15 protein-coding genes and 1 pseudogene are annotated in these 19,697 nt (G+C 35.8%); 7 read left to right on the forward strand and 9 right to left on the reverse strand.

Going from position 1 to position 19,697, the window contains the following annotated elements:
* Positions 1 to 604 (reverse strand): annotated as a pseudogene (locus ABJI11_RS01765) (M1 family peptidase); the annotation flags it as partial.
* A 78-nt stretch (positions 605 to 682) separates the two neighbouring features.
* Here ABJI11_RS01765 and recG point away from each other — a divergent pair.
* From recG to leuB, 5 genes are all read left to right on the forward strand, one after another.
* Entirely contained in the window at positions 683 to 2,788 is a 2,106-nt protein-coding gene (gene recG, locus ABJI11_RS01770; RefSeq protein ID WP_348348859.1) for an ATP-dependent DNA helicase RecG, read from the forward strand.
* Positions 2,789 to 2,893: 105 nt separating this feature from the next.
* A complete protein-coding gene (leuC, locus tag ABJI11_RS01775; protein ID WP_276493223.1) occupies positions 2,894 to 4,306 on the forward strand; it encodes a 3-isopropylmalate dehydratase large subunit in 1,413 nt (470 codons plus the stop codon).
* 99 nt (positions 4,307 to 4,405) lie between these two features.
* Positions 4,406 to 5,002 carry a 3-isopropylmalate dehydratase small subunit gene (gene leuD, locus ABJI11_RS01780; RefSeq protein WP_348348861.1) on the forward strand — a complete coding sequence of 199 codons (597 nt, stop codon included), beginning with the start codon at positions 4,406 to 4,408 and terminating at the stop codon, positions 5,000 to 5,002.
* An 83-nt stretch (positions 5,003 to 5,085) separates the two neighbouring features.
* Positions 5,086 to 6,603 carry an alpha-isopropylmalate synthase regulatory domain-containing protein gene (locus ABJI11_RS01785; protein ID WP_348348863.1) on the forward strand — a complete coding sequence of 506 codons (1,518 nt, stop codon included), beginning with the start codon at positions 5,086 to 5,088 and terminating at the stop codon, positions 6,601 to 6,603.
* A gap of 82 nt (positions 6,604 to 6,685) precedes the next feature.
* Complete coding sequence (gene leuB, locus ABJI11_RS01790) at positions 6,686 to 7,741, forward strand: 3-isopropylmalate dehydrogenase (protein WP_348348865.1); 1,056 nt, start codon at positions 6,686 to 6,688, stop codon at positions 7,739 to 7,741.
* Between the two features lie 75 nt (positions 7,742 to 7,816).
* On the opposite strand, the gene ABJI11_RS01795 is transcribed toward leuB, so the two are convergent.
* The gene (locus ABJI11_RS01795) at positions 7,817 to 9,085 is read right to left on the reverse strand and encodes a serine hydrolase domain-containing protein (RefSeq protein ID WP_348348867.1); all 1,269 of its coding nucleotides are present in this window, start codon (positions 9,083 to 9,085) and stop codon (positions 7,817 to 7,819) included.
* 202 nt (positions 9,086 to 9,287) lie between these two features.
* Positions 9,288 to 10,487 (reverse strand): MFS transporter, encoded by a 1,200-nt coding sequence (locus tag ABJI11_RS01800; RefSeq protein WP_348348869.1) that lies wholly within the window; start codon positions 10,485 to 10,487, stop codon positions 9,288 to 9,290.
* Between the two features lie 256 nt (positions 10,488 to 10,743).
* Between ABJI11_RS01800 and ABJI11_RS01805 the strand changes: the two genes are divergently transcribed.
* On the forward strand, positions 10,744 to 12,897 hold the full coding sequence (locus ABJI11_RS01805) for a TonB-dependent receptor (protein WP_348348871.1): 2,154 nt from the start codon (positions 10,744 to 10,746) through the stop codon (positions 12,895 to 12,897).
* 110 nt (positions 12,898 to 13,007) lie between these two features.
* The gene (locus tag ABJI11_RS01810; RefSeq protein ID WP_348348873.1) at positions 13,008 to 13,646 is read left to right on the forward strand and encodes a hypothetical protein; all 639 of its coding nucleotides are present in this window, start codon (positions 13,008 to 13,010) and stop codon (positions 13,644 to 13,646) included.
* A gap of 35 nt (positions 13,647 to 13,681) precedes the next feature.
* Here ABJI11_RS01810 and ABJI11_RS01815 read toward each other — a convergent pair whose 3' ends face one another.
* The 6 genes from ABJI11_RS01815 to ABJI11_RS01840 form a co-directional block, all read right to left on the reverse strand.
* Entirely contained in the window at positions 13,682 to 15,268 is a 1,587-nt protein-coding gene (locus tag ABJI11_RS01815; RefSeq protein ID WP_348348875.1) for an NADP-dependent glyceraldehyde-3-phosphate dehydrogenase, read from the reverse strand.
* A gap of 91 nt (positions 15,269 to 15,359) precedes the next feature.
* On the reverse strand, positions 15,360 to 16,625 hold the full coding sequence (ilvA, locus tag ABJI11_RS01820) for a threonine ammonia-lyase (protein WP_348348877.1): 1,266 nt from the start codon (positions 16,623 to 16,625) through the stop codon (positions 15,360 to 15,362).
* A 157-nt stretch (positions 16,626 to 16,782) separates the two neighbouring features.
* Positions 16,783 to 18,258: a ketol-acid reductoisomerase gene (gene ilvC / locus ABJI11_RS01825; RefSeq protein ID WP_348348879.1), complete on the reverse strand. Its 1,476-nt coding sequence runs from the start codon at positions 18,256 to 18,258 to the stop codon at positions 16,783 to 16,785.
* 40 nt (positions 18,259 to 18,298) lie between these two features.
* The gene (ilvN, locus tag ABJI11_RS01830; RefSeq protein WP_036153906.1) at positions 18,299 to 18,817 is read right to left on the reverse strand and encodes an acetolactate synthase small subunit; all 519 of its coding nucleotides are present in this window, start codon (positions 18,815 to 18,817) and stop codon (positions 18,299 to 18,301) included.
* 63 nt (positions 18,818 to 18,880) lie between these two features.
* Positions 18,881 to 19,459, reverse strand: a complete 579-nt coding sequence (locus ABJI11_RS01835) for a class I SAM-dependent methyltransferase (protein ID WP_348348881.1) — start codon at positions 19,457 to 19,459, stop codon at positions 18,881 to 18,883.
* A 17-nt stretch (positions 19,460 to 19,476) separates the two neighbouring features.
* Positions 19,477 to 19,697, reverse strand: a 221-nt coding sequence (locus tag ABJI11_RS01840) for a thiamine pyrophosphate-dependent enzyme (protein ID WP_348348883.1), incomplete at its 5' end; no start/stop codon positions are given.

Genomic DNA, 19,697 nt, shown 5'->3' on the forward strand with positions numbered 1-19,697 from the left:
CAATAGCAAAAGCCAATAAATAACTACTCATTGGTTTTTTCATATCAAATATCCAAATGGGATCTTCATCCGCAAGGTTAGTCTTCATTAGTAGATGCCCATTCGCAATAACTTGATACTCCTTAGCAACTTCAAAAGTCAGGTCAAATTCTATCTTTTCTTCCATGTCATCAAAACTAGGAAGCCAATGGCTCGTATATTTTCCTTGACCTTGAGTCCATACTTGTTCATTGCCTTCTAAATCATCATCCCAACCAATAAAATAGACTGTTTGTTTAGGCTTGGCTATATATTCAATCATCAGTTTATGCGATTCTCCCTCTATAAATTTATGTTTAATGGAAATCGTCTTTTCTGTGGTTGTAAAATCTGCCTTTTCTCCATCGAGTTCTACTTTTGAAATAGCTATATTCTTTGCATCAAGAAATACAGAATCAACATTTTGTAATACATTAAAACGATAAATTACTCCGCCTTTAATCGTTTTCTCTTTAGGTATTGGGCTCAGATAGACCTTAGCTTTAATGAAGTCTACTTTATCTTGATGTTGACCATAAGAATAGAAACAAAAACAAAGAATAAAGGCTAAAACTATTTTTTTCATGCAAATTAATAAGCTAGTAGAAAATCAAATTTAATACTTTAGTTTGTCGCAAATCTACCTAAAGCCTATTTTAGTGCCATGAACGCAAACTTCTTGCAAACTCCCGTTGTGTACTTAAAAGGTGTTGGTCCTAATAGAGCCGAAACCTTAAAGTCTGAATTAGGAGTAAGCACTTACCAAGACTTGCTGAATCTTTTCCCTAATCGGTACATTGATAAAACCCAATATTATAAAATAAGTCAATTACAACGTAGCAGTGCCGATGTTCAGATTATTGGAAAAATCGTTCATTTAAAAACAGTAGAGCAAAAAAGAGGTTCGCGTTTAGTAGCTCGTTTTAAAGATGATACAGGTGAAATAGAATTGGTTTGGTTTCGTGGTCAAAAGTGGTTACGAGAGAATTTAAAACTAAATGTACCATATGTCATTTTTGGAAAATGCAACTGGTACAATGGTACATTTTCAATGCCGCACCCAGAGATGGAACCTTTGAAAGCGCACGAACAAGGTACCAAGGTGTACATGCAACCCGTATACCCATCTACAGAAAAGTTAAGTAATAAAGGAGTTACCAATAAAGTCATCAGTAAATTGATGCAACAACTATTTATTGAAATCAACGGTAAATTCACGGAAAGCCTATCCGATAAACTACTGCACGACCTTAAATTATTGAACAAAAGCGAAGCAATGTTCAATATTCACTTTCCTAAAAGTCAAGAATTATTGGCAAAAGCGCAATGGCGTTTAAAATTTGAAGAGCTCTTTTATATTCAGCTACAACTCATTGGTAAAAACGTTTCACGAAAGAAAAAGATAAAGGGTTTTCCCTTCAATGAAGTAGGCGAATATTTTAAAGACTTTTATTCAAATAAATTGCCTTTTGAACTTACCGGAGCGCAGAAACGGGTCATAAAAGAAATACGCTCAGATTTAGGAAGTAATGCCCAAATGAACCGTTTATTACAGGGAGATGTAGGTTCAGGCAAAACCATTGTCGCGGTAATGACAATGCTTCTGGCTATCGATAACGGATTTCAAGCCTGTTTAATGGCACCCACAGAAATTCTTGCCAACCAGCATTTTCAAGGTATCTCTGAGTTACTTGAAGGCACTGAAATTACCTGTGCTTTACTTACTGGTTCCGTTAAGAAATCGGCACGTAAACCAATTCACGAGCAATTAGAAAATGGAGAATTAAATATACTTATTGGTACCCATGCCCTTTTAGAGGATAAGGTAAAATATAAGAATTTAGGAATAGCCATTATTGATGAGCAGCATCGTTTTGGTGTTGCACAGCGTTCTAAATTGTGGCATAAAAATGAGTTTCCGCCGCATATTTTAGTAATGACGGCAACACCAATACCAAGAACATTAGCCATGAGTTTGTATGGCGATTTAGACATCTCGGTCATTGATGAACTACCACCTGGTCGTAAACCCATAAAAACAGTTCACCGTTATGATGCCAATAGGTTAAAAGTTTTTCGATTTATACGTGATGAAATTGAAAAAGGCAGACAGATCTATGTCGTCTACCCATTAATTCAAGAGTCTGAAGCCATGGACTATAAAGATTTAATGGATGGCTACGAAAGTATAGCGCGTGATTTTCCTCAACCAAAATATCAGATATCCATTGTTCACGGACAAATGAAACCGGCGGACAAGGAGTTTGAAATGAACCGTTTTGTACAAGGCGAAACACAGATAATGGTTGCCACCACCGTAATTGAAGTTGGCGTAAATGTGCCTAATGCATCGGTTATGATCATTGAAAGTGCAGAACGATTCGGGCTTTCGCAACTGCACCAATTACGTGGTCGCGTTGGTCGTGGTGCTGATCAGAGTTTTTGTATTCTAATGACAAGTCATAAATTATCTACAGAAGCTAAAACTAGATTAGAAACCATGGTAGCCACTAATGACGGGTTTGAAATTGCAGAAGTGGATCTAAAACTTCGCGGACCCGGAGATATTATGGGCACCCAACAAAGTGGATTATTAAATCTAAAAATAGCTGATATCGTAAAGGATAATGACATCTTAAAATCGGCTCGCTATTACGCATTACAATTGCTTAAAGAAGATCCTTCACTAAGTAAGCCAGAGAATCTAATTATTAGACACATGTATGCCCAGTTGGTGAAGCATAAGAATATCTGGACATATATTAGTTAGTTTTATTTCTAACAACTTTCCCGTTGAACATCGTAATTTTCAAGTGTGTTAATTTCCAAGAAATCCTTGATTTTAATAGATTTGTGTACTTAGATTATATAGAACATGAGCGCAACAAAAACATTATTTGACAAAGTGTGGGATTCCCACGTAGTACATAAAATACAAGATGGTCCAGATGTACTGTTCATTGACAGACATATGGTACATGAAGTAACTAGCCCTGTTGCTTTTCTAGGAATTAAGAACAGAAGTATTCCTGTTATGCATCCTGAGAAAACATTTGCAACGGCTGACCATAACACTCCTACAATTAACCAACATTTACCGGTTGCCGATCCGCTTTCTGCAAACCAATTAAGAATGTTAGAAGAAAATGCCAATGAATATGGTATATCATATTGGGGATTAGGTCATGCTAAAAACGGTATTGTACACGTTGTAGGACCTGAATATGGTATTACCCAACCAGGTGCTACTATTGTTTGCGGAGATTCGCATACTTCTACTCACGGTGCTTTTGGTGCTATTGCCTTTGGTATTGGTACATCTGAAGTTGAGATGGTATTGGCTACACAATGTATTATGCAGCCTAAGCCAAAGAGAATGCGTATTAATATTAACGGTAAAATGAGCAAAGGGGTTACACCTAAAGATGTTGCTCTATTTATCATATCTCAATTAACCACTTCTGGTGCAACAGGATACTTTGTAGAGTATGCTGGTGAAATTTTTAGAGATATGAGCATGGAAGGTCGTATGACCGTTTGTAACCTAAGTATAGAAATGGGTGCCCGTGGTGGTATGATCGCTCCTGATGAAAAGACATTTGAATATGTAAAAGGACGTGAATTTACACCTAAAGGTGCAGATTGGGATAAAGCAATGGCATACTGGGAAACTTTGTATACAGATGCAGATGCTATTTTCGATAAAGAATTAACTTTTGATGGTTCCCTTATAGAACCTATGATCACTTACGGTACCAACCCAGGTATGGGTATGGGAATCTCCAATGACATTCCTATGGCCAATGCTGTTCAAGGTGGTGCTACTACCTACCAGAAATCATTGAAATATATGGATTTCAATGAAGGTGATAGTATGATGGGCAAACCAATTGATTTTGTTTTCCTTGGTAGCTGTACCAATGGTCGTATAGAAGATTTTAGAGCTTTTGCCTCTATTGTAAAAGGAAGAAAGAAAGCTGACAATGTTACGGCATGGTTGGTACCTGGTTCACATAAAGTTGAATCTGCAATAAAAGAAGAAGGTATACTTGATATCTTGACAGAATCTGGTTTTGAACTTCGCGAACCTGGTTGTTCTGCTTGTTTAGCTATGAACGATGATAAAGTACCCGCTGGTAAATTAGCGGTAAGTACATCTAACAGAAACTTTGAAGGAAGACAAGGACCTGGTTCAAGAACTTTATTGGCTAGTCCGCTAGTTGCTGCTGCAGCTGCCGTAACCGGTAAAGTAACAGATCCAAGAGAATTAATGGTTGAACTTGTATAACAAGTCTACCTTTAGCTATTAGCCATTGGCTTTTAGCAAAACAATATTGATAATAATACAAGCCGATGGTTAATAGCCAGAAGCAAAAAGCTATAAAAAATGGCATACGATAAATTCGACATATTAACTTCAACTGCGGTTCCATTACCAATAGAGAACGTAGATACAGATCAAATAATTCCTGCACGATTTTTAAAAGCTACAGAGCGTGTAGGCTTTGGCGACAACCTATTTAGAGATTGGCGTTACAATCAAGACAATACGCTGAAAGAAGACTTTGTTTTGAATCAAGATAAATTCAGCGGAAAAATCTTAGTAGGTGGTAAGAACTTTGGTTCAGGATCCTCTCGTGAGCATGCCGCTTGGGCAGTCTATGATTACGGATTTAGATGTGTGGTTTCAAGTTTCTTTGCAGATATTTTTAGAGGTAACTGTTTAAATATTGGTGTATTGCCTGTACAAGTTAGCGCTGAGTTTTTACAAAAAATCTTTGATGCTGTAGAAACTGACCCATCTACTGAATTAGAAATTAATCTTCCAGAGCAAAAAATCACATTATTGCCAACTGGTGAAAGTGAGTCTTTTGACATTAACGATTACAAGAAAAACAACATGCTTAACGGTTTTGATGATATCGATTATTTATTGAACATCAAAAAAGATATTGAGACATTTGCTGAGAACACTCCGCTATAATTTCAAATATCACAACAATACAGAGCATTTACGTTAACTAACCCAATGCCATTTCTCCTTTTTAAAAATGGCATTTAGAACACATGAAAAAAAGAAAGTTAGAAATAATGGATACCACCCTTAGGGATGGTGAACAAACCTCAGGCGTATCCTTTTCTGCATCGGAAAAACTGACCTTGGCTAAATTACTTTTAGAAGAACTAAAAGTAGATCGAATTGAAATTGCATCTGCTCGTGTATCTGATGGAGAGCTAGATGCTGTTCAAAAGATTACCGAATGGGCTGGGGAAAACGGTTTTCTTGAACGTGTAGAAGTACTAACTTTTGTTGATGGCGGTATCTCTTTAGATTGGATGCAGAAATCTGGAGCAATTTCCCAAAACTTGTTGACTAAAGGTTCTATGAACCATTTAAAGTATCAGTTAAAGAAAACTCCTGAACAGCATTTTTCTGAAATTGCCGAAATATTTAGACAAGCTACTAAAAAAGGTATTATAAACAATATCTACTTAGAGGATTGGAGTAACGGTATGCGAAACTCAAAAGAATATGTTTTTGAGTTTTTAGAATTTCTTTCTACCCAAAATGTAAAAAGAATTCTATTACCAGATACTCTAGGCATTTTAACGCATACAGAAACATATGCCTATCTATCTGAAATCATAGAGAAATTTCCAAAACTCCATTTCGATTTTCATGGTCACAACGATTACGATTTAGGGGTAGCCAATATCATGGAAGCTGTAAAAGCAGGCTGTCATGGACTTCACCTTACCGTAAACGGTATGGGAGAAAGAGCCGGTAATGCACCTATGGCAAGTGCCGTAGCCGTAATCAACGACTTTCTACCAGAAGTTGAAATCAATGTAAACGAGACATCTCTTTACAAGGTAAGTAAGTTGGTTTCAGCATTTACAGGGTTTACTATACCAGCCAACAAACCCATAGTTGGTGACAATGTATTTACACAAACTGCCGGTATACATGCCGATGGCGATAGTAAAAACAACTTATATTTTAGTGAACTTATGCCAGAGCGTTTTGGTAGAAAACGTAAATATGCATTAGGCAAAATGTCTGGTAAGGCCAACATTCAAAAAAACTTACAAGAGCTTGGTTTAACCTTAAACAATGAAGAGTTAAAAAAAGTTACTGCTAGAATTATAGAACTTGGTGATAAAAAAGAGCGTGTTACTAAAGATGACCTTCCTTTCATTATTTCCGATGTTTTGGATACTGCGGATTATAAGCAGAAAGTGTTTATAAAATCATATGTATTAACTCATGCTATGGGATTAATGCCTTCCACTACCCTATCTGTTGAAATAGATGGTAAAGTAATCGAAGCCCATGCACAAGGAGACGGACAGTATGATGCTTTTATGAATGCATTAAAAAAAGTATATCTGGCAAAGAAAAAACCATTACCAAAATTAACCGATTATGCTGTACGTATACCACCAGGTAGTACTTCTGATGCATTATGTGAAACGGTTATCACTTGGGAATTGGACGGAAAAGAATTTACCTCTAGAGGGCTAGATTCTGACCAAACGGTAAGCGCCATTAAAGCTACCGAGAAAATGTTAAACATAATTTAATAAATAAAGTATAAACAGCTTAAACGTAATACACTTAAAGTATTGCGTGTTGCGCATAGCGCAGAGCGTAAAGCGATAAACCATGAAATTAAATATTGCCTTATTGGCCGGTGATGGTATCGGTCCTGAAGTTATTGATCAAGCAGTAAAGGTATGTGATGCCATTGCTAAAAAATATGAGCACAACATCACATGGCAACCGGCTCTAACCGGTGCTGCGGCAATTGATGCCGTTGGTGAGCCTTATCCAGATGAAACACATGAAATTTGTGCAAATGCAGATGCCGTTTTATTCGGTGCTATAGGTCATCCTCGTTTTGACAATGATCCATCGGCAAAAGTCCGTCCAGAGCAAGGATTATTAAAAATGAGACAAAAGCTTGGTTTGTTTGCAAATGTAAGACCAACCTTTACCTTCCCTTCACTAATAGAAAAGTCTCCATTAAAGAAAGACCGTATTGAAGGCACTGACTTAATTATATTAAGAGAGTTAACCGGTGGTATATATTTTGGTGAACGTGGAAGAAAAGATGACAGCAATACTGCATTCGACACCATGACATACCAACGTTTTGAGATTGAAAGATTAGCCAAAAAAGGCTTTGAATTCGCAATGAAGCGTTCTAAAAAGTTATGTTGTGTTGATAAAGCCAACGTATTGGAGTCTTCTAGACTTTGGAGAGAGACTGTACAGGCTATGGAAAAAGATTATCCTGAGGTTGAAGTATCATATGAGTTCATTGACGCAGTAGCTATGCGTTTAATTCAATGGCCAAAAGGATACGATGTTATCATTACAGCAAACTTATTTGGAGATATCTTAACCGATGAAGCTTCTGTTATTGCAGGTTCAATGGGTCTTATGCCTTCTTCTTCAGTAGGTAGCGAAGTATCTTTATATGAACCAATACACGGTTCTTATCCCCAAGCAGCCGGTAAAGACATTGCTAATCCTTTAGCTACCGTACTTTCTGCAGCTATGCTTTTTGAAGATATGAATATGACAGAAGAAGCTGAAGAAATTAGACGCGTAGTAAACAAATCTTTAGCCGAAGGTTATGTAACCGAAGATCTTGCCGATGGCGGTAAGAGTTATAAGACTAGTGAAGTTGGCGATTGGTTAGCTAGCAACATTTAAAAAACATACTTAAAAATGAAAATCCCTTTAATCAATGATTAAAGGGATTTTTTATATCTAATAATTACAGCCTACTTAAATACTTGTAGCTATTGCAATTTCTTGTTCGTAAATACTCTTTACAATTGCTCGAAGATCTGGTATAACCGTTTTCACCAATTTAGATGGTCCGTTAATCAACACGCAAATACCTAAATCAGATTCAGGAAAAAGAGCAATTTCATTTCTATAGTTGTTTACACTACCACCATGGTGCCAAATAGTTTCCACAGGTGCATTCTCATTTTCTTTTACCGTGTGTATTCTCCATCCAAATCCGTAACCTGAACTCACATGCCCAGGCCATTTTTGATAATATTTACGATGTCCTTTTAGCTCAACAAAAGGTTTAAAAACTTGTGACATAGCATCTTTGGACATTACATCAGGATTATGACCTAATAAAAAACGCATCCACTTTGCCATATCTTCAGAATTAGCATTAATTCCGCCAGCAGCAATTGCATTATAATAATTATCTCTAGGTAAAACAGTTCTAAAACTACGCCCTCTTCTTATATGAGGCAAAGCAATATTCTCATTGCTCATTAATGTTTTATGATCCATAGAAACGGAATTCATATCTAAAGGAGTAAAGAATTTATCCGTTAATAGCGTTTGAATATCTTTTCCGGTCGCCTTTAACATCACTTCTTGTGTTACAGAAAACATAGCATTTTGATAACTATATTGAGAACCAGGTGCTGCAATTGGGTTTATTTTATCGAACTTCTCACTAATAGATGACATGGTGTAACCAGCCTCTACCAAATCTGTATAACTATGATACGGGGTTCCTGTTGTATGTGAAAGTAAATGTGCTACTTCTATTTTCTGTGTATTCTGTTGATTTCCAAAATGAAAATCAGGTAAATAATCTGCTACTTTATCGTTTAGGCTTAGTTTTCCCTCACTCGCTAAATTAGCTGCTAGAACACCGGTAAATCCTTTTGAAATAGAACCTAATCTAAATAAGGTTTCCCCGTCAACAGTTTCTTTACCATTATAGCTTCTTTTACCATATCCATCAGAAAGAATAACAGAATCTCCACTAACAATACTAACACCTGCACCAACAATATCACCAGAATTAATGGCTTTATTAAAATAATCGGTCAGGGCATCTTTCAATGCTTTTTGACGTATGTTATAGAGTTTTATCTCCCTTTTCTCAGCAAGAGTTTTAAGAGAATTAGGATTTGGAATAATCGCTTTAGAATGCTCTGGCTTAAATGAAGAAGCCGTAAGAATAAAAAGTAGAAGAACCATTATTATGGCTCCAAGAAATAGTTTGGTACGTGACACAGCATTGTAAGTTTTGGTTCTCTAACAACGTGATAAAAAGAAGAAAATTACCGATGAACTGCACAAATTGAAAATTTTAACATCCAAACGGACTGACTATAAGGCAAAAAGAAAAATACAAATTAGCGTCCGCCTGAATATTTCGACAAAAAAAAGGAACTTGTTTATCAAGTTCCTTTTTCAAAATTGTTAAATCTATATCTTAACAGCTCATCGCCATTTTTCTATATTTAATTTCTTTTCTTTTTCTAACTATTAATATAGCTATAGCAATGGCAACGCCTGAAAAAGCTAGAACGGCACCTACTAAACTAGAGTAAATAATTCCGTAGCCAAATGCAATTGGTAATCCGGCTAAATAAGCCCCAGAAGCATTACCCATGTTAAACGCACTTTGGTTCATGGAAGACCCTAACATCTCTGATCCTTTTGAAGTATTTATTATAGCCATTTGAATAGGAGTTGCAACCGTAAAAGATATTGCACCAATAACAAAAGTCAATGCCATTAACAAATATGGGTTGGTTGCGATAAACATGTTTAAAATAAGAATACCACTCATTACCGATAAACTAATGATTACTGCTTTCAATGGAGAAAACAACTCAGCCATTTTTGCTCCTAAGAAATTACCGACAACCATACCTAAACCGGCCAACATCATAGCATACCCAACAAAATGGTTTGGCAAACCGGCAACATCTGTAATTAATGGAGCCACATAACTGTACCATGCAAAAAAACCACCTGTACCAATAGTGGTTAGTGCAATCAAAGCCCAAAGCTCTGTGTTTTTTAATCCTTGAGAAACACTTACCTTCTCTTCTGCCTCTTCAACTTCAATTTTTGGCATCCACAGGTAAATACTACCTAAAGCCAATAAACCTACAAAGCCTACAAGATAGAAAGAAACACTCCAGCTAAGCTGTTGTCCTAAATAGGTGCCGATCGGTACTCCAATTACATTGGCAACCGTAAGACCTGAAAACATTATTGAAATAGCTTGAGCAGCTTTTCCTTTTTTAGCCAGTTTTGTAGCAACAACAGCACCAATACCAAAAAAGGCACCGTGAGGTATACCAGACAGAAATCTCATGAACAACAAGCTTGTATAGCCAGTTGCCAGTCCAGATAGCGTATTGAAAACGGTAAACCATATCATTAAAAGAAATAGCATTTTTTTAGGAGTAAGCTTGGAACCTAAACCCGTTAACAACGGCGCACCTACCACTACACCTAGCGCATAGGCTGCAATAAAATGACCGGCTTGAGGAATCGTAATTCCTAGAGAACCGGAAACTTCGGTCAAAATTCCCATGATAACAAATTCGGTAAGTCCAATTCCAAAACCACCAATGGCTAAAGCAAATAGCGCTTTTTTATTTGATTTTATAGTATCCATAACTTATAATTTTAAGTTCAACATATACACTATAGGTTCTCGATCAATAGTTTAAAAACGCAAAGTTAAAACCATTATACGGGTTAAAACACGCATTAATTACCATATTTATGTTAATAATTAACCTACTATAATTTCTTCAAAAGAATGAATTCTATCAATTCAGTACACAAATACTACAATTGAGAAAACCATTTTATTAAAACCTTCGCTTACGATTCATATTTGTGATATCAATCAAAAAATATAATCAACAATGAAGACGCTATTATTCTTATTACTTACACTTTTCTGTTTCAGTTTATATGCTCAATCTACTGTATCAGGGAAAGTAATTGACCAACAGGGAACACCCATCATGGGAGCAAATGTTTACTTGAACGGAACTTATGATGGTACCGCTACTAATGAAAATGGGCTCTTTTCCTTTGAAACAACTACAACTGGCACACAAACATTGATAGCTTCATCTATTTCATTTGAAACATATTCAAACACAGACGACATTGCCAATTTCAGCAGTATTACAATTAAGCTAAAAGATGATGTTAATACCCTAGATGCCGTAACCGTAAACGCAGGAACTTTCAACGCTGGCGATAATGCCAAGGTAACCGCATTAAAACCATTAGATATTGTAACTACGGCAGGTGCACTTGGCGATTTTGTGGGAGCCTTACAAACATTACCAGGCACATCTAATGTTGCGGAAGATGGCAGATTGTTCGTTAGAGGTGGCGACGCTGAAGAAACCCAAATTTTTGTAGACGGCATGCGTGTGTTTACACCCTACTCCCCTTCTGCAAATAATATACCGGCAAGAGGTAGATTATCTCCATTCTTATTTAAAGGAATTACATTTTCTACCGGCGGCTATTCTGCAGAATATGGTCAAGCATTATCAAGTGTTCTACTTTTAAATAGTATAAACGAACCACAAGAAGAAAAAACTGAAATTTCTATTATGACAGTTGGTTTTGGTCTTGGCAATACTCAAAAATGGAAAAAAAGTTCTTTGAGTATAAATACATCTTATATAAATCTAGCTCCTTATCAAAAACTGTATCCTGACAATAATGAATGGCACAAGCCAATTGAATCTGTTGGTGGTGAAGCTGTGTATAGGTATAAATTCAATAATGACGGATTACTAAAAGTATACGGAGCTTACAGTTCCGCAAATTTTGATTTAACACAAGAAGATATCAATGAAGTAGATGGTATTCGCTTTGGGTTAAAAAATAGAAATCTATACATTAATACATCTTATCAAGATTTTTTAGAAAAAGACTGGAGTATTACCACAGGTGTTAGCTTTGCCAATGACCGTTCTGAAATAAAGTATAGTGATGCTGACATTACGGATGTTGAAAACTCCGCTCATCTAAAAATCGCATTTAAAAAATTCTTTTCTAGTCGTTACAAACTAAACTTTGGTGCAGAATATTTTGCCACAAACTTTACAGAAAACTATTTAGATACAAACTTTGAAAACGAATTTGAATTCGATAACAATATTCTCAGCAGCTTTATAGAAACCGATGTATTCTTCTCTAAAAAATTTGCCACTAAGATTGGTATTAGAGGAGAATATTCTGAACTACTGCAAGAATTTACTATTTCACCAAGATTATCATTGGCATATAAAGCTGGCACAAACTCTCAATTCTCATTGGCATATGGTGAGTTCTTTCAAAACCCCAAAAACGATTATTTAAAATATAGTAGTGATTTCATTGCCGAAAACACCACCCATTATATTGCCAACTACCAGTATGTAAAAAATAAACAGATATTCAGAGCTGAAGCATACTATAAGAATTACGGAGATTTAGTAAAATATGACACTCCGTTCGCTTTGCCTACTTCTACCTATAACAATGAAGGAAGTGGATATGCTAAAGGATTGGATATTTTCTGGAGAGATAATAAGTCAATTAAAAATACAGAGTACTGGATGTCGTACTCTTACTTAGATACGGAAAGGGATTATCAAAATTATCCAACATCTGCTACTCCTGACTTTGCATCAAAACACAATGCGTCTTTGGTTGTAAAGCGATGGATCGAAGATTGGAAAAGTCAAATAGGCTTCAGTTATAATTATGCTTCGGGTAGAACATATACAGACCCAAATAAAGGCGGTTTCCTAACAGAACAGGCAAAAAGTTTCAATTCCTTAAATGTCAACTATGCGTATTTAATAAGTCCGCAGAAAATATTATACCTATCTGTCAGTAATGTATTAGGAACCAAAAATGTAAACGGATACCAATACGCAGACCAAACAAATATGGACGGAATATTCGATAGAAGAACAATTACACCCGCGGCAGACCGCTTCTTTTTCATAGGTTTCTTTTGGACGATAAGCGACAATAAAAATGATAATCAGCTAGATAACCTATAGAAATTACAGTTCACTACAAAAAACCTACAACTGAGTCATCTATTTTGTCAAAAACAAGGGAATAAAAAGATATTTGAACAACAATAAATAACATCAAAAAACTATACATCATGAAATCAATATTACTAATTGCCACATTTATTTTCACTCTTAGTATAAGCGCACAAACACCTTATGAAAAAGGGATGAACAAGGCTTTTGCATTATGGGAGCAACAAAAGAATACAGAAGCCGTACAACTATTTGAAAGAATTGCATCTGCAGAAACCGACAATTGGTTACCCTCTTATTATGCCGGACTAATTGAAATTGTAAGTAGTTTTGGTTTAAAAGACGAAGCTCTATTGACATCAAAGTTAACCAGGGCAAAAGGCTTTTTGGATAATGCATCGGCAATATCAAAAGACAATCCAGAAATTATGATTTCTTATGCCCTTTTGAATACTGCATATATTGCTTTTGATGGTGCAAAATATGGCATGACCTTATCAGGTGAGAATATTGCTATCTATCAAAAAGCACAAGCTATAGCACCAAAGAACCCTAGAGTACTACTTGGTAAAACGGAATGGGATATGGGTACAGCTAAATTCTTCGGTAAATCTACAGCACCTTATTGCGAAGATATTGAACGTGCTATAGCATTATTTAAAGAAGAAGAACAAACAATACCATACTACCCATACTCAGGTATAGAAAGAGCTAATGAAATAAGCGACAACTGTAAAAAAGAAACCTCCCCTAATTAATAGGAGAGGTTTTTTATAGTCTTAATTTAAGACCCTTATAATATATAGTCGGTACTTACAAAATTAGAAAGTTTAGCCTCTAATAGATTTTCAATAATTTCAGTATTCAATTCATTGTCTTTGAATGCTACAAATGTTCTAATAGAGAATGAACGCAATGCATCATGAACACTTAAGGTTGCTTGTGCAGAATCTTTTCTTCCGGTAAACGGATAAACGTCTGGTCCCCTTTGGCAAGAGCTGTTCAAGTTTACACGACAAACCAAATTCACCAAAGTATCTATTAACGGAGAAAGAGCATATACATCTTTACCGAACAAGCTTACTTGTTGACCATAGTTGCTTTCTGCCATATCATCTAAAGGTTCTTCAATATCAGCAAAAGGTACAATTGGTATTATGGGACCAAACTGTTCTTCTTGATATACGCGCATGTCTTTAGTTACAGGATAAAGAACTGCAGGCCATATATAATTATCAAAATGCTTTCCTCCTTTTTTATTGATAATCTTTGCTCCTTTAGAAAGGGCATCATCAATTAACTCTTGAATATAAGCTGCCTTATCCGGTTCTGGTAGCGGAGTTAATTTCACCCCATCTTCCCACGGATTTCCAAATTTTAACTCATCTACCTTATTCGCAAAATTCTTATTGAACTCTTCACTAATTTCTTCATGAACATAGACTACTTTCAACGCAGTGCATCGTTGACCATTGAAAGATAATGTACCTGCTAAACATTCATTAACAGTCAAATCTAAATCGGCATCAGGTAAAATAATAGCTGGGTTTTTAGCCTCTAGACCTAACACCAAACGCAACCTATTGCTTTTAGGGTGTTGATCTTGTAAAGCATTGGCAGATTTACTATTACCTATTAAGGCAAGAACATCTACTTTACCTGTCTGCATAATTGGTGCAGCAACGGTTCTACCACGACCAAACAATACATTTACCACACCCTTTGGAAAACTAGTCTGAAAATCTTCTAAAAGTGGGGTAATCAATAAAACCCCATGTTTTGCAGGTTTAAAAATGGTAGTATTCCCCATAATAATTGCAGGAATCAACAACGCAAATGTTTCGTTTAACGGATAGTTATATGGTCCCAAACATAAAACAACCCCTAAAGGTCCTCTTTTTATATGCGCATATACGCCATCGTGTTTTGTAAACTTGGCAGCGTCACGATCCAATTGCTTATAATCTTCAATGGTATCTTCAATATACTCTACCGTACGATCAAATTCTTTCTGAGAATCCGGTAACGATTTACCAATTTCCCACATTAATAATTTTACAACCTCTTCTCTTTTAGTTTTCATTTTGGTTACAAAAACCTCCATACACTCAATACGGTCTTTAACGTGCATGGTTGGCCAAACCCCTTTTCCCTTATCATATGCACTCAACGCACCATTTAAAGCATCTAAAGCCTCTGCTTCTTGCAAATCTGGAATACTACCCAATAAAGTTGGTTTATATTCTTTGGTTGAAGAGATAGTAGAATAAACCGCTGTCGTATCCCCTTTCCATTCTTTTAATTCTCCGTTGACCAAATAATGCTTTTGGTCTATAGTAGACGTAATCTGAAATTCTTCTGGAATTTTAATATCGCTCATTTCATTTTCTATTTTGTACTATGATTGATAATTGTATAGTAGATTAATTTCTGAAATAAATAGAAATTGAATCTGATATATTAAAAGTAGTTTAAACCAAATATTCAAACAAATCTGGTTTGTCATTTATATAATCGCCATAAAAATTGTTAGTTTTCATGCGTTCTATCAAAGGTTTTAAATCTTCTGGATGCTTAAGTTCTATACCTACTACCGCAGGCGCATTTTCTCTGCTAGATTTCTTAGAATATTCAAAATGTGTAATGTCATCGTTAGGTCCTAAAATATCTACCACAAATTCTTTTAATGCCCCTGGTCTTTGAGGAAAACGAATAATAAAGTAATGCTTTAATTGACCGTACAATAAAGCACGCTCTTTGATTTCTGCGGTTCTTGTAATATCGTTATTACTTCCGCCAATAATACAGACCACATTTTTACCGGCAATCTCTTCTTTATATTGATCTAAGGCAGCTATAGATAATGCACCTGCAGGTTCTACCACTATGGCATCTCTATTATAAAGATCTAAAATAGTTTGGCATGCTTTCCCCTCATCTACCGTAATCATATTATCTAAATAGTAGTTACAGATAGGATACGTTAGACTACCTACTTTCTTGACCGCAGCACCATCGATAAATTTGTCGATATAATTAAGCGCAACTACTTCACCAGATTCAATAGAAGTTTTCATGGAAGGAGCACCTTTAGGTTCTACACCAATAATTTTGGTACTTGGTGAAAGCTGACTAAAAACACTAATTAGTCCCGATGCCAACCCACCACCACCAATGCAAACAAAAAGATAATCTATAGGTTCTTTTGCCTGTTCAATCAACTCTAGACCCACGGTAGCTTGACCTTCAATAATCTTGGGGTCATCAAACGGGTGAACGAATATTTTACCCGTACTATCACCAAAAGTTTTAGCTGCTAAAGAAGCATCATCGAACGTATCACCTTCTAAAACTATTTCAACCCATTCTGCACCAAATAATTTCGTTTGCTCCACCTTTTGTTTTGGCGTTACCGAAGGCATGTAAATAGTACCTTTAATCTTTAAGTGATAACAGGCAAAAGCAACACCTTGTGCATGATTACCGGCACTTGCACAAATAACACCCTTTGCTCGTTCATCTTTTGTTAAAGAGCTTATTTTATTGAATGCACCTCTAATCTTATAAGACCGAACGCGCTGTAGATCTTCGCGTTTTAAACGTACCTGACAATTAAATTGCTTTGACAATCTTATACTTTCAGTTAGTGGCGTTACTTCTGAAATTTCAGAAATGGTCTGTGCCGCTTGTAATACATCATCTAATTGCGGAAAATATGCAGGCTTTGTCCCTTTCATAGTATTCAAATTCTTTAATTGTAAACTTTATAAATCAGTATGAAACCTAAATTGTCCGCTTAAGGGCAACTCTTTAAAAACTGCTATACCACAAAGGTTTACAATTTTAAGAATGCACTCAACCGGACAATCGGTATATCTATAAAAGATTATAAATTTATACGATAGGCTTCATAGCCGTCATTGACTCACGTAAACGTGTACCAACAATCTCTACCGGATGCGTACGTAACGCTTTGTTAATAGTAATTAATTGTGCATTATCAACGTCATTATCAATATCTCCAGAGAAGTTTGTACCAATAACATCAGTATCAATACCTTTCATGAAATCAGTTAATAAAGGCTTACAAGCATGATCAAACAAGTAACAACCATATTCTGCCGTATCAGATATAACACGGTTCATTTCAAACAATTTCTTACGAGCGATCGTGTTTGCAATTAACGGCGTTTCATGTAAAGATTCGTAGTATGCAGACTCAGCGATAATACCTGATTCTGTCATTGCCTCAAAAGCCAATTCTACACCAGCTCTTACCATAGCTACCATTAGAACACCATTATCATAAAATTCTTGCTCCGTAATCTCTTGGCTACCTGCAGGCGTTTTCTCGAAAGCAGTTTCTCCTGTTGCCGCTCTCCACGTTAACAAGTTCTTATCATCATTTGCCCAATCTTCCATCATAGTTTTTGAGAAATGACCGGTCATAATATCATCCATATGTTTTTGGAACAACGGACGCATAATATCTTTTAATTCTTCTGATAGTTCAAATGCCTTTACTTTAGCAGGATTTGAAAGACGATCCATCATATGTGTAATACCGCCATATTTCATACCTTCAGTAATAGTTTCCCATCCGTATTGTATCAATTTAGATGCATAACCGGCATCAATACCTTTTTCAATCATTTTATCGAAACAAAGAATAGAACCTGTTTGTAACAAACCACAAAGAATAGTTTGCTCTCCCATTAAATCTGATTTTACCTCAGCAACAAAAGAAGACTCTAATACACCGGCTCTGTGACCACCTGTACCAGCAGCATAAGCTTTTGCCTGAGCTAAACCTTTACCTTCTGGATCATTCTCTGGGTGCACCGCAATTAAAGTTGGTACCCCAAACCCTCTTTTGTATTCTTCACGTACTTCTGAACCTGGACTTTTAGGAGCTACCATAATCACAGTTAAATCTTCACGAACCTGCGTACCTTCTTCTACAATATTAAAACCGTGAGAATAAGATAGTGTAGCACCTTTTTTCATTAATGGCATAACAGCACCTACTACGGCAGTATGTTGCTTGTCTGGTGTAAGGTTGATTACAACATCGGCAGTAGGAATCAATTCCTCGTAGGTACCAACTGTAAATCCGTTTTCAGATGCGTTTACAAAAGATTGTCTTTTTTCTTTTATAGCGGCATCACGAAGTGTGTAAGCGATATCCAAACCAGAATCTCTCATGTTCAACCCCTGGTTTAAACCTTGTGCACCACAACCTACGATTACAATTTTTTTGCCTTTTAAAGCATTTACGCCATCTGCAAACTCAGACGAATCCATGAAGCGGCATTTTCCAAGTTGCGTTAATTTATCTCTTAATGATAGCGTATTAAAATAATTGGCCATTTTGTATTTACTTTATTTGATTATTGTTTAGATTCTTTATTTAAAATTCTTTTAGTATCGCTGAAATTTTCATTTCATCTTTAGTAACAGAAATACGACCAGAGCGAACAAACTGCATAATACCGTAGGGCTTTAGCTGATCGTGCATTTCATCAATTTCATTTCTTCTACCACTTTTAGCGATGACAAAAAAGTCTCTTGATACTGTTACGATCTGCGCATTATTATCCTTAATAATATTCTGAATTTGACGCTCGTCAAACAGAAGTCCCGATGCTATTTTGAACAAAGCAGATTCTTGATAAATAGTTTCATCATCAGTATGGTAATATGCTTTTATAACCTCAATTTGTTTCTCAATCTGACCGACGATATTATGTACCCATTTCTCTGTCGTATGTGCTACTATCGTAAATTTAGAAACATCATCAATCTCTGATTTAGAGACATTTAAACTCTCTATATTAATATGTCTCTTTAAAAATATACCAGATATTCTGTTCAGTAATCCAACATTATTTTCTGAATATACCGATATTGTAAACCATTTATTTTCCATAAGCTTTAATTACCTATTCCTTTCTACAAAAGGATTTTATGGTGTCATTATAATTATTCTATACTATTTCTTTACGGCCATTATCAAGCCTGTAGACCAATTCATTTTGGTCAATTGTAAATCTTTACGTTGTTCTAAATATGCCGTTAGTTCAATAACATTATTCTCATGACCTGCTGGCCAATTGGGTTGTTTGGTCATATCATCGATAATATAAAATCCGCCAACATTTATCAAATCTAAGACCTCATCTATTTCACTATACTTACCAGGCCAAGCATCTGCAAAAATTAAATCGAATTTAGCACCTGAGTACTCTTTTATCCAATCAGTACCATCTTTACAAACAACCTCAACCCTATTATCATCACCAAAATAACTAGTGGCTATTGAAATTAACTCTTGATCGTTATCTACGGATATTAATTTAGAATCAGCATCCATACCCTCTATCATCCAAGAAAGGCTAAGACCAATACCAGTTCCTATTTCCAAAAATCTTCCGCTTGGTTTTGAAGCTATCAAGGTTTTGAGAAAGCTACCAACGTACAAGTCTGACGGCATTGTAAATCCTATTTCCTCAGATTTACGGATTATCTCCGTGTGTATTTTTGGAATGTCCTGTATGTTAGTATCGTTCATGAGATTTAATATTATGGCTATTTCAATCTAACTTCAGAAACCGAAGCTCCAGAAGGTATCATTGGAAAAACATTATCTTCTTGTTCTACCTTAACTTCTAAGAAATAAGGCTCTTTAGAAGCCATCATTTCTTGAATTGTAGATTTTAAATCTTTACGCTCAGAAATTCGTTTAGCCTCTATACTGTATCCTTCAGCTATTTTCACGAAATCAGGATTTACCATTACGGTCGATGCGT

It is taken from the genome of Maribacter sp., assembly GCF_039968975.1.
Taxonomy (GTDB): Bacteria; Bacteroidota; Bacteroidia; order Flavobacteriales; family Flavobacteriaceae; genus Maribacter.